Source organism: Bradyrhizobium sp., from assembly GCF_035701725.1.
Lineage (GTDB): Bacteria > Pseudomonadota > Alphaproteobacteria > Rhizobiales > Xanthobacteraceae > Bradyrhizobium.
The window spans coordinates 16,531-31,922 of the sequence record NZ_DASSRP010000397.1 but is presented as its reverse complement, the minus strand read 5'-3'; the positions used below and the strand labels follow the sequence as shown (position 1 = coordinate 31,922).

Below are 15,392 nucleotides of genomic sequence, written 5' to 3'. Positions count from 1 at the left end.
ATCCCTGTCCATAACGACAGTTCTCAACAACACGCCTCATTCCGCAAGGCGGCCTTCACCGGACGCATACAGACCATTGCGCGGAGAGAACAGATGTTTGGTCGCAAGACGAATGATGCTCAGGCTCAGCTCGCGGCCATCGGCCGGTCCCAGGCAGTCATTGAATTCAATCTCGATGGCACCATCATCACGGCCAACCAGAACTTCCTCAACGTCATGGGCTATACGCTGAGCGAGATTCAGGGCAAGCATCACAGCATCTTCGTGCCCGCCGATCAGCGCGACAGCGCCGAATACCGTGCGTTTTGGGCCGCGCTCAATCGCGGCGAATACCAGGCCGCCGAATACAGGCGGATCGGCAAAGGTGGACGGGAGGTCTGGATCGAGGCGTCGTACAACCCGGTTCTCGATGCCGCCGGCAAGCCGGTCAAGGTCGTCAAGTTCGCCACCGACGTCACGGAAAAAAAGCTGCTCGGCATGGCCGACGCCTCAAAGATCGCCGCCATCAACCGCGCCCAAGCGGTCATTCAATTCAAGCTCGACGGCACCGTCGTCACCGCCAACGAGAACTTCCTCAAAGTGATGGGCTATTCGCTCAGCGAAATCCAGGGCAAGCACCACAGCATGTTTGTCCCGCAGGCCGAGCGCGACAGCTCCTCCTATCGCGAGTTCTGGGCCGCGCTCAATCGCGGCGAATATCAGGCCGCCGAATACAAGCGGATCGGAAAAGGCGGCCGCGAGGTGTGGATTCTTGCTTCGTACAATCCGATCCTGGACGAGACCGGCGCGCCGACCGGCGTGGTCAAATTCGCCACCGATGTCACCGCGCAGAAACTCAAGAACGCGGACCTTGCCGGCCAGATCAACGCGATTGGCAAGTCGCAGGCCGTGATCGAATTCAACATGGACGGCACCATCATCACCGCCAATGAAAATTTTCTCACGGCGATGGGCTACACGCTGGCCGAGATCAAGGGCAAACACCACAGCATGTTCGTGGAGTCCTCGGAGCGGGACAGCCCGGCCTATCGCGACTTTTGGGCAAATCTCAATCAGGGACGATATCAGGCTGCCGAATACAAGCGGATCGGCAAGAACGGCAAGGAGGTCTATATCCAGGCGTCCTACAACCCGATCATGGATCTCAACGGCAAGCCCTTCAAGGTCGTCAAGTACGCCACCGACGTCACGAAGCAGGTGCTCGTGCGCATGGGCAACGAGCGCGTGCGCGGCATGATGGAATCGGTCGCCGCGGGAGCCGAAGAGCTGAACGCCTCGGTTCGTGAAATTTCGGAAGCCATGACGAAATCCAGAGAGACGGCGCTCGGCGCCTCGAGCGCGTCTCGGCTGCAGACGCTCAGGCGGTGCGCCTCACCGACGCGGCGCAGTCGATGAGCGGCATCGTTGACCTCATCAACAACATCACGGGGCAGATCAATCTGCTGGCGCTCAACGCCACGATCGAATCGGCTCGTGCCGGCGAGGCGGGCCGCGGCTTTGCCGTCGTCGCCTCCGAGGTCAAGAGCCTCGCCAACCAGGCCAAGCAGGCCACCGACAAGATCGGGGGCGAGATCGGCAGCCTCAACGTCATTTCGACGGATGTCGCCGGCGCGCTGACCGCGATCAAGCAGGCGATCTCTTCGGTCAGCGAGTACGTGACCTCGACCGCGGCGGCGATCGAGGAACAGAGCACGGTGACCAACGAGATGTCGACCAGCATGCAACGCGCCGCGGCGGAAGCGACCAGGATCGCGGCCGGCTGAGCGGCTGCGCGAGCGCTGCAGCGATCGTCAGTCGATGTTGCGCGGACGACGCAGCGGACGCGATCGCGCATCGGAATAATGCATCAGTCGCGGCGCTGCTGAAGGGCGCCATTCGCCGCGCCCTGCCCCGCATCGCTTCTCCTCCCCGAGCCGAGGCTTGCCGTCAGCACCAGCAGGAACGAGACCGCGGTCATCAGCGTGCTGATGGCGGCAATCGTCGGATCGATCTCGTCGCGCAGCGCGGTGAACATCCGCTTGGTCAGCGGCTGATACTGTCCGCCGGAAATGAAAAGCGCGATGATCGTCTCGTCCACTGCCGAGATGAAGGCAAAGATCGCCCCCGCGATGACGCTGGACCTGATCTGCGGCAAGGTGACTGCAAAGAAGCTGCGCCAGCGATTCATCCCGAGGCTGCGCGCGACCATCTCCTGCGTCTCGTCGAAGCTTTGCAGGCCGGCCACCACCGAGATGATGACGTATGGCAGGCCGAGCATGACATTGGCGAGGATCAGCCCGGACAAGGTGGCGACCAATCCGATCCTGGCGTAGACGAAGAAGATGCCGACCGCAGTGATGATGATGGGGACGACGAGCGGCAGCAGCAGGATCATGTGGATCGCCCGCATCAGCTTCAGCCGCGACCGGCTGATGGCGTAAGCAGCGGCGACGCCGATCGGGGTTGCGAGCGCGACGGTGGCGAGTGCCACTGTCAGCGTGACCCGCGTGGCCTGCATCCAGGCACTGCTGCCGACATATTCCTGATACCAGCGCAGCGACAGCGAGGGCGGCGGGAAGGCGAGGAATCGCGTGCCGGAGAACGACATCGGCACGATGATCAGGATCGGCAGGATCAGATAGAGCAGCACGATGGCGCAGACCACGATGAAAATCACGCGCCAGAGTGACGGGCTCGTCATCGGTGCCCCAACACGCGCTCGAGCGGGAGGAAGCGGCTGACGGCGAACAGAATCGCGCCGACTGCCGCCAGCAGCACCATGCCGACCGCGCTTGCCGCGCCCCACTGGTCGTAAAGCTCGACATTGCGGCTGACCATCATGGACACCATGATGGTGCGGCCGCCGCCGAGCAGTTCCGGCGTGATGTAGAAGCCGAGACTGAGCACGAAGACGAGCGTGCAGCCGGCGAGCACGCCGGGCAACGACAGCGGCAGGAACACCTTCCGGAACACCAGCATCGGGTGGGCGCCGAGGCTGGCGCCGGCCAGCAACAGGTCGCGCGGGATCTTTTCCATGGTGGCATAGAGCGGCAGCACCATGAATGGCAAAAGGATGTGCAAGGTCGCAACCACCGTGCCGAACGTGTTGTGCACCAAGGCCAGCGGCTGGTCGACGAGACCGAGCGATTGCAGGAGCTGGTTGATGACGCCGGTTCGCTGCAGCAGCGCCAGCCACGCATAGGCGCGGACCAGCACGCTGGTCCAGAACGGCAGCACCACCAGGGCCAGAATGATGATGCGCCAGCCTCTTGTGGCGCGGCTCGCGGCATAGGCGATCGGGTAACCGAGCAGCAGCGCCAGTCCGGTCACCAACAGGCTGATCTCGAAAGTCAACGCGAAGCTCCGCCAATAGATCGCCTCGGCAAAGACGCGGCGGTAATGCTCGATCGTGAAACCGTTGTGATAGACCGATTGCCAGGCGAGCCATCCGACCGGCAGAACGATCAGCGCAACGATCACCAGAAGCGCCGGCAGGGTCAATGCCAGCATCAAGAGCTGCTCGCGGCGCCGATGTTTGGCTGAGATGTCGATGACTGTCACGGCGTCGATCCGCCTTACTTCTGCATGAACGATGCCCAGCGCTTCTCGGCATCCTCGCCGGCCGGCGACGACCACCAGGCATAGGACATCAACGCCTGCTTGGCGGCGTTCTCCGGCGCGCTCGGCAGCTGCACCGCGCGCTCCGGCTTGATGATGCCGGTATCGAACGCCTTCGGATTGGCGGGACCGTAGTCGATATGGAGCGGCAGGTTGGCCTGGTTGACCGGATCGACGGCCTCGTTGACGAAGCGTATGGCGGTCGAAAGATTTGGCGCGCCCTTGAGGATGCAAAGCGAGGTGCTCTGCAGCACGCCCTGGTTATAGGTGAAGCCGACCTTGGCGCCTTCATTGATCAGCGCACTGACGCGGCCGTTCCAGGCCATGACCATGTCGACCTCGCCGTCGTTGAGCAGCTGGGCCGATTGCGCGCCTGATGTCCACCACACCGTGATGAAAGGCTTGATTTCGTCGAGCTTTTTGAATGCGCGATCGACATCGAGCGGATAGAGCTTGTCCGGCGCGACGCCGTCGGCCATCAGCGCGGCTTCCAGCGTTGCGATCGGGTGATTGCGCAAGGCGCGGCGGCCGGGAAATTTCTTCACGTCCCAGAAATCGGCCCAGCTGTTCGGTGCGTTGCCGGCCGCAAAGGTCTTCTGGCTGAAGGCGAGCACGCTGGAATAGAATTCGTAGGCCACCGAATAATCGCTGCGATAGGCCGCCGGCATCGCCGCGGCGTTGGGCAGTTTCGAGAAATCCAGTTTCTCGATCAGCCCCTGCGCACCGCCGCGCAGGCAGTAACCGGTCGGCGTGTCGACGACGTCCCATGTCGGCTTGCCGCTGCCGACTTGCGTCTTGATCGCCGGCCATGCGTCGGGAATGCTGTCCTGGTTGATGGTGATATTGAGCTTCTTGGCCGCCGGGTCGAGGATCGCCACGGTCTGCGCCTTCTGATAGGCACCGCCCTGCGAGACGAAGGTGACCTGCTCGTCGGCCTGCGCCGACGGAATCGCGGCGAGCCCCAGCGAGGCGCCGAGCAGCGCGCAGCGGAGCCCGGCAACATGAGACGCGTATGTCATTTTCAAATCCTCCTCGACAAACTTGATAACCTCTAACGCTCCACCGCATCCAGAAACTGGTACCAGCCGGCGACCAGGCGGACCGCAGGCTCGCGTAGCGCATAGAATGGAATGCTCCTCAGCCTTGCGGCATCGAGCAAAGCGAGGTCGGGCCGCTCGCCGCGCACAAGGGCGGCGAGATAGCGCCCCATCAGGCTCGACATCGCGACGCCGGCGCCGTTGTAACCCATCGCGAACAGGGTCCGGTCGTCGAGCCGGCCGATATGCGGCACCGAGTCCAGCGTCATGCCGACGAGGCCGGACCAGCGGAATTCGAGCGCGGCATCCGCAAGCTGCGGAAAAATGCCGACCATGGCGCGGCGCAGCGCCTCGAAGGCGCCGGCCGAATCCTGTTTGCCGAACGCGCCGCGGCCGCCGAAGATCACGCGGTCGTCGATCTTCCGGAACCAGCGCATCATGCGCTTGGTCTCGGTATAGGTCCGTCCCGTCGGCATCAGGCTGCCGGCAAGGTTCGGCGAGAGCTTTTCGGTGGCGATGATGGCACTGCGGAACGGCACCAGGGTCTTTTGCAGTCGCGCGGTCGCCGGCGTCAGATCGGAATAACTGTTGGTGGCGATGATCGCCTGCCGCGCCCGTACCGTGCCTGCCGGCGTTTCGGCGACAACACCGCCAGTGTCGTGCTTGAGCCGCAACACCGGGCTGTCCTGAAAGATCGCGACGCCGCGCTGCGCCATCCCCCGCGCGAGACCGCGCACATAATTGAGCGGATGAATGCCGCCGGAGCCTGGATTGAGCACGCCGCCGACAAAACCTTCTGATCCGGTCTCCTCGCGGACGCCGCGCTCATCGAGAACCCGGACGTCGCCGTCCCCCATCTCGCGCTTCATCCATTCGGCCTCGTCGCGTGCGGCCTGCAACGTCGTGCGATTGTGCGCCGCCTTGACCTGACCGGTACGCCTCAGTTGCGCCGAGGTGATGGCATATTCCGAGACCAATTCCTCGACCATTTCGACCGATTCGTGGGCGATCTCGTACATGCGCTTCGCCATGGCGCGACCGTGCGCCGCGTCGATTTGTCGAAACGACAGACGAAACTTTGCGGTGACCACGCCGCCGTTGCGTCCCGAGGCGCCCCAGCCTGGGCGGCTAGCCTCCAGCACGACCGGCGCAAGTCCGCTTCCGGCGATGTGATGCGCGGCGGAAAGACCGGTATAGCCGGCGCCGATGATGACGACGTCGGCGCGCGTCTCGCCGGACAGCGACGGCAGGTCCGGCGCGGGGTCCGCCGTGCTCGCCCATAGCGAGTTCACCGAGGTCATCGGGGTCCGGGCTTGTGCCATCGCCGCGCGGCTCCGCTTCATCCGCCAACGGCGGCGTCGGCGAACGCCTTCATGGTGGGGAAATGGAAATCCGGCTTGGTCAGTTCCGCCACCTTCGGCGTGCCGCCGAAGCCGGCCTGACCCTGGCGACGCTCGATCCAGCAAACCTTGTAGCCAAGCTTGCGCGCGACCCCGATGTCGTGGTGCTGGCTCTGCGCCACATGGAGAATATCCGACTGTTTGTAGCCAAACGCCGACTGCCGTCCCTTGTTGTAGGCGAAGAATTCCGGGTTCGGCTTGGCAACGCCGGTATCGTCGGCGCAGACGGTGTCGTGGAAGGGATTGCCGAGCACATGCGCATAGGCCGACAGCGCCGTGCGATCGGCGTTGGTCATGGCGACCAGACGGAATTTGGTCCGCAGCCGCTTCAACGCCTCTACCGAATCCGAAAACGGCTGCCAGCGCAGCACCGAAAGCTGAAACGCGTCGCAGGCGCCATCGTCGTCGGGCAAACCAAGCTCCCTGGCGAGATGGCGATAGACGTGAAACATCACCTCGCTCGATCGCTCGGGATGCGCGTCGCGACCGCGCTTGTAAGGCTCGAAGATCTGATCGTCGCTGAGCGCGGCCGCCTTGGCGCCGCCGATCTTGCGCACCGCATTCAGCACGCCGCCCTCGAAATCGATCAGGGTGCCGACGACGTCGAATGTGAGGACCTTGAAGCTATCGAAAGACATAGTCATCTCTTCTGTTGGATTCGGATTGGTTGCTCAGCTTGGTCTGGATCGGCTTAGCCCCGCGGCTTCCGGAACGACGATGGTGTCCTCGGGGTGCAGCGTCACGGTGAGGTCGGAGCCGACAGGCGGAATCTTCTGCAAGGCGGCGTAGTGGCTCGGCTGGCGCAGGCTCAGGCGCGCGCCGCCGGCAATTTCGAGAAAGACCCGGAGGCTTTCGCCCTGGTAGACGATGTCGGAAACCTTGCCCGTGATCCGGTTGCAGGCGACATCCGTCGTGTCATCCTCGATCAGCAGTTTCTCGCTGTGCACGGCAAGCACCAGCGCCTCGCTTTGCGGAATCGCACGGGCCGTCCGCAGAATGATCGGGCCGAGCGCCACGCTCGCGCTATCGAGCTGCCTGACCGGCAACAGGCTGGCCTCGCCAATGAACCCGGCAACGAAGGAATCCACTGGGCGGTCGTGCAGCCGCTCGGGCTGGTCGACCTGCACCAGCCGCCCGTCCCTGAGAATGGCGACGCGATCGCTCATGGTCAGCGCCTCGCGCTGGTCGTGCGTGACATAGATGATGGTGGCGCCGATCCGGCGGTGCAGCTCGCGCAATTCGATCTGCATGGCCTCACGCAATTGCTTGTCGAGCGCCGAGAGCGGTTCGTCCATCAGGATCAGGCGCGGCTCGAAGATCATCGCGCGCGCCAGCGCCACGCGCTGGCGCTGGCCGCCCGACAGTTGCGAGATGCCGCGCCCCTCATAGCCTTCGAGGCCGACCATCGCGAGCGCACCGCGCACTTTCTCCGGCCAATGGGCCTTCGCCAGCCGACGCGCCCGCAAGGGAAAAGCGACGTTCTCGCCGACGCTCATGTGAGGAAACAGCGCGTAGTTCTGGAACACCACGCCAACGTCGCGCTTGTGCGGCGGCAGGAACGTGACGTCGCGCTCGCCGAAGCGGATCGAGCCGGCGGAAGGTTGAATGAAGCCACCGAGGATTCCGAGCAAGGTGGTCTTGCCGGAGCCGGATGGTCCCAGCAGGGACAGGAACTCGCGTGGCGCAACATTGAGCGTGACGTCATCGAGCGCGCGCACGGCATCGTAATGCTTGCTCGCGGACCTGATGTCGACGCTCTCGCCGCCTTTGTCCATGGTTCGGTCCCGTCCCTTGCTGGCGATGGCGCCGCGCGTGGCATGAATTTGGCCCCGCACCGCGGCTGCCACCGGCATGATTTCGCTTTATAGGTCAGGTTCTCGGGTCAATCTCCGCTGACCGCCCCCGGACGACGAGGCTGGCGTTTTTGCGCTCTTGGTTCAAATGCAATCAGAGTTGCTCGAAGCCGACAATTGCCAAATTCTCATCAGCGGCATAATTTCAGGTTATGCCCGAACTCCGCCGGATGTTGCCCTCGAGCCACGCCCTGTTCGTCTTCGACGCGGCAGCGCGCAATGGCAGCTTCACGGCCGCGGCGGCCGAACTGAACGTGAGCCAGCCGGCGGTGAGCCGGATGCTGCGGCAATTCGAACAGCATCTCGGAGTCCGCCTGTTTGACCGCACCGCCGGCCGGGCGGTGCTGACCGAAGAAGGCGAACTGCTGTACCAGCGCGTGCTCGACGGTTTCCGCAGCATCGAGAGCGGCCTTGTCGAGATCGAACAGCGTCGCAAGGGCACCGAGACCATCACGCTTTCGGTATCGTCGGCGTTCACCACACACTGGCTGATGCCGCGCATCGACAAGCTGCAGCGGCAGTTTCCCAAGATCGATCTGCGCTTCCAGTTGATCCCCGGCTCACTGCGCGGAGCCGTCGAGAATGTCGATCTCGGCATGCGGTTCCGCAATCGCTACGACCCGGCGCCGCACGGCGCGCTGGTAATGAAGGAAGTGATGCTGCCCGTCTGCAGCAGCGCCTACCGCGACGCCGAGAGCGGCGACGGCGGGGCCGGGGCCGACACCATCATCCGCCTGGCCGACACGCCGGCGGACTGGGCCGCACAATATCCTGCGTTCCTGACCAGGCGGCGCGGCCCGACCAAGACCTTGAGCTTTTCGGATTACGCGGTCGTCGTGCAGGCGGCGCTGCTTGGGCAAGGCATCGCGCTTGGCTGGCTCACCGTTGTGTCGCACTGGCTCTTGACCGGCACGCTGGTTCCGGCAGCCGAACGGCTGACGACGACGGCGCGAATCTGCGAACTGGTGCATCCGCCAGATCGATCGGTCAGACCTGTGGTGATCGAAGTGCGAGACTGGATCATCGAGCAGATGCACAGCGAGATCGCCGCGATCGACCGCCTCTACCCTGCACTGAAGTTGACCGAGAGCTGCTGGTAGATGGGCGTCCTGATGCGGGAGGCTTCGACTGGCGCCCTTGACAACTTTTTCATTGCACCGACTGATTTGCCCGTCGTGCCAATCTGTCGCAACGCGCATCGGTTGTGACGACGGGCAAATCACTGGCACCTGTCGGCGCGTCTTCCGCCCGCATGAGGGGCGTTTGGCCGATCGTCACTAAACGTTGGGCGGAAGATGCGGCGGACGCGATCGTGCATCGGACGAATGCATCAATCGCGGACGGCAAAGTCGTGGCGTCCTGATATCTCGACGCTGGTATCAACTCCTTGAGAAGCCAACGCTTCTCAGGGGGGATGGTGGCAAGAAAGCCCGATCACCAGGGAGACCACGAAATAAGCCGTTAAAACCGGCCGCGCGGGGAATGCCGGGTGTTTCCGGCGTGACCGTGGTGACTTGCTTGCGTGCTTTTTTATTTGCACGCAAGGCTGCGGGCGCGCATGAGCGCCCGGCATTCCCTGCGCCCTCTGAACGAGGGTAAACAGGCAAAGGCTCGGGCAGTCCATGTCGCGAGGGCGCGGAGCTATGCCCACGCGTCATTCCGGGGCGCGCGACAGCGCGAACCCGGAATCCATCGGGCAACAAGCGTATGAGGAGAAATGGATTCCGGATCGCCGCTTCGCGTCGTCCGGAATGACGGAAAAGGTGTGGCGCCCCGGAATGACGGGCGGGCACCATGCACCATCTCCGCTTTCACTGAAACCACGCATGTGGTGAGATATCGAAAAGCCCAGGGAGAAAACGATGGCTGCTCAAAAGGGTCCCCTGCCTTCGCGCCGGCATTTTCTGCAAACCGCCGGACTTGCGACCGGCGCAGCCGTGGCTTCTGCCGTGGGCGCCGGGCGGGCTTTGGCGGCGGGTTACCCGGAGCGTCCGATCCGGATCATCGTGCCGTTTGCTCCCGCGGGCCCGACCGACATCATGGCGCGCATTCTCGGACAAAATCTCGGCACCGCGCTTTCCGGCAATGTGATTGTCGAGAACCGCTCGGGCGCCGGCGGCAATATCGGGATCGGCTATGCGGCGCACGCGGAAGCCGACGGCTACACGCTGCTCGTCTCCTCGAGCGCCTATGTCGTCAACCCCAGTCTCTATGCGACGATCCCGTACGATCCGTTCAAGGATTTCGCGCCGATCGCCGAGCTCGGCACGTCGCCGAATGCGATCATGATCAATCCCAAGCTCGGTATCAATTCGATTCCCGAGCTGATCGCGCACGCCAAGGCGAAGCCTGACGAGCTGAATTATGCGAGCCCCGGCGCCGGCACCACGCCGCATCTTTCCGGCGAGTTGCTCAAGATCGTGGCCGGTGTCGAGATCACGCATGTGCCGTTTGCCGGCGCGGGTCCCGCGATCCAGGCGCTGCTCGGCGGCGTCACCCAGCTTGCGGTGACCGCACTGCCTCCTGCCATTCCCTACATCGATAACGGTTCGATCAAGGCGCTCGCCGTCACAGGTAGCAAGCGCTGGGTCGACTTGCCGAACGTGCCGACGATGATCGAACTTGGCTACAAGGATTTCATTGCCGACACGTTCCAGGCATTCCTGGCGCCGGTGAAGACGCCCCCCGAGATTGTCACGCGGCTATCGGCGAAATCGGTCGAAGTGCTGAGAAGGCCAGACATCGTCGAGCAGCTTCGCGTCAACGGCTTCGAGGTGATCGCCAACGGCTCCGACGGCCTGCGCAGACGCATCGAAACCGAAGTGCCGAAATGGCATGATGTCATCGCCAAGGCCGGAATCAAGCCGGTGTGATTTACTGTCGTTCCGGGATGGTGCCGCTGTGACGAATGCCGTCGTTGCGAGCGCGAGCGAAGCAATCCAGACCGATCAAGCTTATGGATTGCATCGTCGCTTCGCTCCCCGCAATGACGTATGAAGGAGCTAAATCCAAGAAAGGACTTCTCGTGAAGATTGTCGACCTCAGCCGCGAGCTTTATCACCGCACGCCGAACTATCCCGGCCATTCCGCCATCATCCATGGCGTATGGAAGACGCATGAGGAATCCTTTGCGGACGGCGGCAACGTCCATGGGCTCGCCTCGATGTACTTCGCCATGCCGGATCACGGCGGCACGCATATCGACGCGCCGCTGCATTTCGACAAACGCGGCGAGGGTATCGATCAATATCCGCTGGAAAAATGCATCGTGCCGGGCATCTGCATCGATCTGCGCCACATCGCGCCGCGCGCCGAGATCACGCCTGCCGACCTCGAAGCGGCGGTCGAGAAATCCGGCCATGGCGTGCCGCAAGGCGGCACAGTGCTGCTCTGTACCGGCCATCACGAGCGGACATTTCCGCACAAGGAATATGCGACGGAAAATTCCGGCGTGAACGTCAAGGCAACCGAGTGGCTCGCGCAAAAGGGCGTGGTGCATTTCGGCATCGATTCGATGCGGCCGGGACCGGCAGGGCCGGAGAATCTCCTGGTGCACAAGGCCTGTTTCGAACTCGGCATCACCCATATCGAAAGCCTTTGCAATCTCGAGAGCCTGCTCGGCGCGGGCCCGTTCACCTTCATCGGCCTGCCGCTGAAGTGGCGCGGCGGAACGGCCTCGCCGATCCGCGCGGTCGCCGTTTTCGGGATGTGATGCTTGCGGGAGAGAGAAGCCATGAAGCGCGTGATGATCCTCAACGGACCCAACCTCAACCTGCTCGGCGTGCGCGAGCCGCATATCTACGGCACGACCACGCTGGCGGAGATCAAGGACGCCTGCGAGCGCGCGGCGGCCGCGCGCGGCCTTACGATCGCGTTTCACCAATCCAATCACGAGGGCGAACTGGTCGATCTGATCCAATCGGCGCGCGAGAGCGCCGATGCCATCGTCATCAATCCGGCCGGCTATTCCTTCACCTCGATTGCCATGGTCGATGCGATCAAGGCATTCGATGGCACAGTGCTGGAAGTTCACATTTCCAACATTCACGCCCGCGACGAACTGCATCGCCACTCGAAAATCTCCCACGCGGCCACCGGTGTGATCTGCGGCCTTGGCCCTTATGGCTACGTGGCGGCGCTGCACGCGCTCGCCGAAATGAAGAACGGATGATTGTCGAGCCGCCGTTCAGGGAACGGCCCATTTGACCGAACAAGCCCTACGGCGTCACCGGATGAGCGGCGGGAAGCGCGATACCCTTTTCGCCGGCTGTCTTGCGCAAAAGATCAGGCCGGTCGGAGATCACCCCGTCGACGCCCATCTCGATCAAGCGCGTCATATCGGCGGCCTGGTTCACGGTCCAGACCACCACCTTGAGACCCAGCGTACGGCATTCAGCGAGGCGTTCGGGCGTCACATCGCGCCAATAAGGCGACCAGATCGCGCCGCCCGCCGCCTTGATGGTGCGCGGGATCGATCCTTGGTGCTCGGCCGGATTGAAGCCGGCCGTCCATTCCGAAGCCTTGTCGGGGAAAACCGTCGGGTTCCGCGCTGCCTGCAGGGTCAGATAGACGGTCGGAATTTCCGGTGCGAGCTTTTGCACCAGCTGCAACGTCCGCCAATCGAACGACTGCACCATGACGCGGTTTTCGAATTTCTCGGTACGCAGCAGTTCGAGCAGCAGCGCGACAAACCGCTCCGGCGTCGGCGATTCCTCCGGGTGGTTCGGATCGATCTTGGTTTCGATGTTGAGCCGCACGTCCTGATCGCCCGAGCGGCGCACCAGATCGATCAGTTCCTTCAAGGTCGGGATTCTGGTGCCGGGCACCGCGTGCTGGTCGGGAAATTGCGCCGCATAGGTGCTGCCGGGGCGCAGTTGTCCGACGTCGTATTGTTTCACCTCCTCGAGCGTGAGCTGAACGAAGGGCGTGCCGGGCGCAGTCACATACTTGCCGTCCACCCCGCGGGCGAGGTCCGGATTGAGGCCGCGCTCATGCGAGACCACGATCACACCGTCGCGCGTCACACCGATATCGAGTTCGAGCGTATTGACGCCCATCGAGAGCGCATTTGCGAAAGACAGCAGCGTATTTTCCGGCAGCAGCGCGCGGCCGCCGCGATGGGCCTCGATGTCGAAGGCCGGCATTTTCATGTCTTTCCCGCTCGCCGGTCCGGCGCCAAAAGTGTTTCCCACGGCCATGGTCGCGACGACCGCGACCACGGCACCGATGGCCGCAACGCCACCGCACATGCTTCGCCGAATTTCGCCTTCAACCGGCACGGCTGTCTACCGCGCTCCGAATCTGGTTTCGCCGAACAACGCCTTTTGCGAGGACGGCTGCGAACGCCAATATTGCGGCGGGGCGAACACCTCGCCGCCAAGCTCGGCCGCGGCGTGCCAGGCCCAACGCGGATCGTAAAGCATGCCGCGGGCAAGCGCGACCATGTCGGCCTTGCCGGAGGCGATGATTTCCTCGGCCTGACTGGCTTGCGTGATCAGGCCGACCGCCATCGTGGTGACGCCGGTCGCCTCCTTGATCGCCTGCGCGAACGGCACCTGATAGCCGGCCGACAACGGAATCTTCTGGTGCGGCGACACCCCGCCGGAGGAGACATCGATCCAGTCGACGCCGCGCTTCTTCAATTCCTTGGCGAACTCGATCGTTTGCACGAGATCCCAGCCGCCATCGACCCAGTCGGTTGCGGAGACCTTGATGCCGACCGGCTTCTTCGAAGGAAATACCGCGCGGACCGCATCGAACACTTCGAGCGGGTAACGCATCCGGTTCGGCAACGAGCCGCCATACTTGTCGCCGCGGCGGTTCGAGATCGGCGACAGGAACTGGTGCAAGAGATAGCCGTGCGCGCAATGCAGCTCGACGGCATCGATGCCGAGGCGATCGGCGCGACGCGCCGATTCGACAAAGGCATCGCGGACGCGCTTGAGGCCAACGGCGTCGAGTTCAAGCGGCGCCAGCTCGCCGTCCTTGTGCGCGACCGGCGATGGTCCAACCGTCTGCCATCCGCCCTCGCCGAGCGGGATCTGCTGTCCACCCTCCCAGGGCTTGTGGCTCGATCCCTTGCGACCGGCATGGGCGAGTTGAATCGCGATCGCGATCGTCGAGTGCCGGCGCACCGAGGCCAGGATCGGCCGCAGCGCCGATTCGGTGGCGTCATTCCACAGCCCGAGGCAGCCCGGCGTGATGCGCCCGATCGCCTCGACATGGGTCGCCTCCATGCAGAACATCGCGGCGCCCGACAGCGCAAGATTGTTGATATGCGTGAAGTGCCAATCGTTCGCCTTGCCGCCTTCCGCCGAATACTGGCACATCGGCGCCACCATGATGCGATTGGGCAACGCCAGATCGCGCAGGCGGATGGGAGAAAACAGGGCGCTCATCAAGCGGTATCCGATACCGGGAACAGATCGTCTTACACTGATCTATAATTCACTCTTATGACGGTCGTCGAATGTCGAATACGTGGAACGGGCTTCCGGAAACGCAACGGTATCGAGCTCAAGGGCTAATTCCGGCCGCCTTGATCAGCGCGATATTCTCGGCGATTTCTCGCGCCACAAACGCATCCATCTGCGTCGGCGTCATCGGGAACGGCTCGATGCCAAGCCTTGTCAGGCTTTCCTGCATCGCAGGCTCGGCCAAGAGCCTGGTTCCCACATCGTGAAACCTGTCAACGATGTCACGTGGCGTTTTTGCGGGCATGAATACACCGAGCCAGAACAGGCTTTCCGCGTTCTTCAACCCCGCTTCGGCCGGTGTCGGCACATCGGGCAGATCGGCGGCACGTTTGGCCGTCGAGATCACGAGCGCGTGCACCCGGCCTTCCTTGATCAGAGGAAGCGCGGTGGCGAGCGGGCAAAAGTAGAAATCGAGCCGGCCGCCGAGAATATCGGCAATGACTTCGGCGCCGCCGCGATATGGCACGTGGGTGGTTTCGATCCCGGCCGCGAGGCGAAATTTTTCCGCGCTGATATGGGTCGCGCTACCGACGCCGACCGAGCCGAACGAAATCGAGCCGGGCTTCGCCTTGGCGTCGGCGATGAAATCCTGCACCGTCTTCCATGGCCGCGACACCGGCACAATCATCACATTGGCGCTGACGCCGATCATCAATGCCGACGACAGGTCCTTTGTGATGTCGAACGGCAGTTTCGGATAGATCGCGGGCGAAATCGACAATGCCGAGGATTGGGAGAGGATGCTGTAGCCGTCCGGATCCGCCTTCACGACGGCCGCGGTCCCAATCGTGCCGCCGGCGCCGGGTCGATTTTCGACCACGATCGGTTGGCCAAGCTCCGCCGCAAGCCGGTCGAACACGACGCGCGGCACGACATCGGCCGCGCTTCCCGCGCCAAAGGGGATCACAACCTTGATCAGGCGAGACGGCCAGTTTTCGGCTTGTGCCGTGGTCGACAGCAACACGCTGCCTGCAACGACCATCCACTGCACCCATCCACGCATCAACACGCCGCTCTCCACTACCTAAC

At 63.2% G+C, this 15,392-nt stretch carries 13 protein-coding genes and 1 pseudogene; 5 read left to right on the top strand and 9 right to left on the bottom strand.

Going from position 1 to position 15,392, the window contains the following annotated elements; genetic code table 11:
• Positions 1-93: 93 nt before the first annotated feature.
• Positions 94-1,763: pseudogene (locus VFL62_RS24065) on the top strand (methyl-accepting chemotaxis protein).
• Positions 1,764-1,846: 83 nt separating this feature from the next.
• On the opposite strand, the gene VFL62_RS24060 reads toward VFL62_RS24065, so the two are convergent.
• From VFL62_RS24060 to VFL62_RS24035, 6 genes are all read right to left on the bottom strand, one after another.
• Positions 1,847-2,680 carry an ABC transporter permease gene (locus VFL62_RS24060; protein WP_325174888.1) on the bottom strand — a complete coding sequence of 278 codons (834 nt, stop codon included), beginning with the start codon at positions 2,678-2,680 and terminating at the stop codon, positions 1,847-1,849.
• Positions 2,677-3,489, bottom strand: coding sequence for an ABC transporter permease (locus VFL62_RS24055; protein ID WP_325174894.1), 813 nt, complete (start codon positions 3,487-3,489; stop codon positions 2,677-2,679). The genes VFL62_RS24060 and VFL62_RS24055 overlap by 4 nt, the downstream gene beginning before the upstream one ends.
• A 65-nt stretch (positions 3,490-3,554) precedes the next feature.
• Positions 3,555-4,616 (bottom strand): ABC transporter substrate-binding protein, encoded by a 1,062-nt coding sequence (locus VFL62_RS24050; RefSeq protein ID WP_325174887.1) that lies wholly within the window; start codon positions 4,614-4,616, stop codon positions 3,555-3,557.
• A gap of 32 nt (positions 4,617-4,648) precedes the next feature.
• Positions 4,649-5,956: an FAD-binding oxidoreductase gene (locus VFL62_RS24045; RefSeq protein ID WP_325174886.1), complete on the bottom strand. Its 1,308-nt coding sequence runs from the start codon at positions 5,954-5,956 to the stop codon at positions 4,649-4,651.
• 17 nt (positions 5,957-5,973) lie between these two features.
• A complete protein-coding gene (locus VFL62_RS24040; protein ID WP_325174885.1) occupies positions 5,974-6,672 on the bottom strand; it encodes an HAD family hydrolase in 699 nt (232 codons plus the stop codon).
• A gap of 33 nt (positions 6,673-6,705) precedes the next feature.
• A complete protein-coding gene (locus VFL62_RS24035; protein WP_325174893.1) occupies positions 6,706-7,809 on the bottom strand; it encodes an ABC transporter ATP-binding protein in 1,104 nt (367 codons plus the stop codon).
• A gap of 230 nt (positions 7,810-8,039) precedes the next feature.
• On the opposite strand from VFL62_RS24035, the gene VFL62_RS24030 reads away from it, so the two are divergent.
• From VFL62_RS24030 to aroQ, 4 genes are all read left to right on the top strand, one after another.
• Entirely contained in the window at positions 8,040-8,987 is a 948-nt protein-coding gene (locus VFL62_RS24030) for a LysR family transcriptional regulator (RefSeq protein ID WP_325174884.1), read from the top strand.
• 762 nt (positions 8,988-9,749) lie between these two features.
• A complete protein-coding gene (locus VFL62_RS24025) occupies positions 9,750-10,760 on the top strand; it encodes a tripartite tricarboxylate transporter substrate binding protein (RefSeq protein ID WP_325174883.1) in 1,011 nt (336 codons plus the stop codon).
• A 152-nt stretch (positions 10,761-10,912) separates the two neighbouring features.
• Positions 10,913-11,599 carry a cyclase family protein gene (locus VFL62_RS24020; protein WP_325174882.1) on the top strand — a complete coding sequence of 229 codons (687 nt, stop codon included), beginning with the start codon at positions 10,913-10,915 and terminating at the stop codon, positions 11,597-11,599.
• Between the two features lie 21 nt (positions 11,600-11,620).
• Complete coding sequence (aroQ, locus tag VFL62_RS24015) at positions 11,621-12,058, top strand: type II 3-dehydroquinate dehydratase (protein WP_325174881.1); 438 nt, start codon at positions 11,621-11,623, stop codon at positions 12,056-12,058.
• 46 nt (positions 12,059-12,104) lie between these two features.
• On the opposite strand, the gene VFL62_RS24010 is transcribed toward aroQ, so the two are convergent.
• From VFL62_RS24010 to VFL62_RS24000, 3 genes are all read right to left on the bottom strand, one after another.
• Complete coding sequence (locus tag VFL62_RS24010) at positions 12,105-13,085, bottom strand: glycerophosphodiester phosphodiesterase (protein WP_325174892.1); 981 nt, start codon at positions 13,083-13,085, stop codon at positions 12,105-12,107.
• A gap of 87 nt (positions 13,086-13,172) precedes the next feature.
• On the bottom strand, positions 13,173-14,285 hold the full coding sequence (locus VFL62_RS24005; RefSeq protein WP_325174880.1) for an NADH:flavin oxidoreductase/NADH oxidase: 1,113 nt from the start codon (positions 14,283-14,285) through the stop codon (positions 13,173-13,175).
• A 118-nt stretch (positions 14,286-14,403) separates the two neighbouring features.
• On the bottom strand, positions 14,404-15,366 hold the full coding sequence (locus tag VFL62_RS24000; protein ID WP_325174891.1) for a tripartite tricarboxylate transporter substrate binding protein: 963 nt from the start codon (positions 15,364-15,366) through the stop codon (positions 14,404-14,406).
• Between the last annotated feature and the right edge of the window lie 26 nt (positions 15,367-15,392).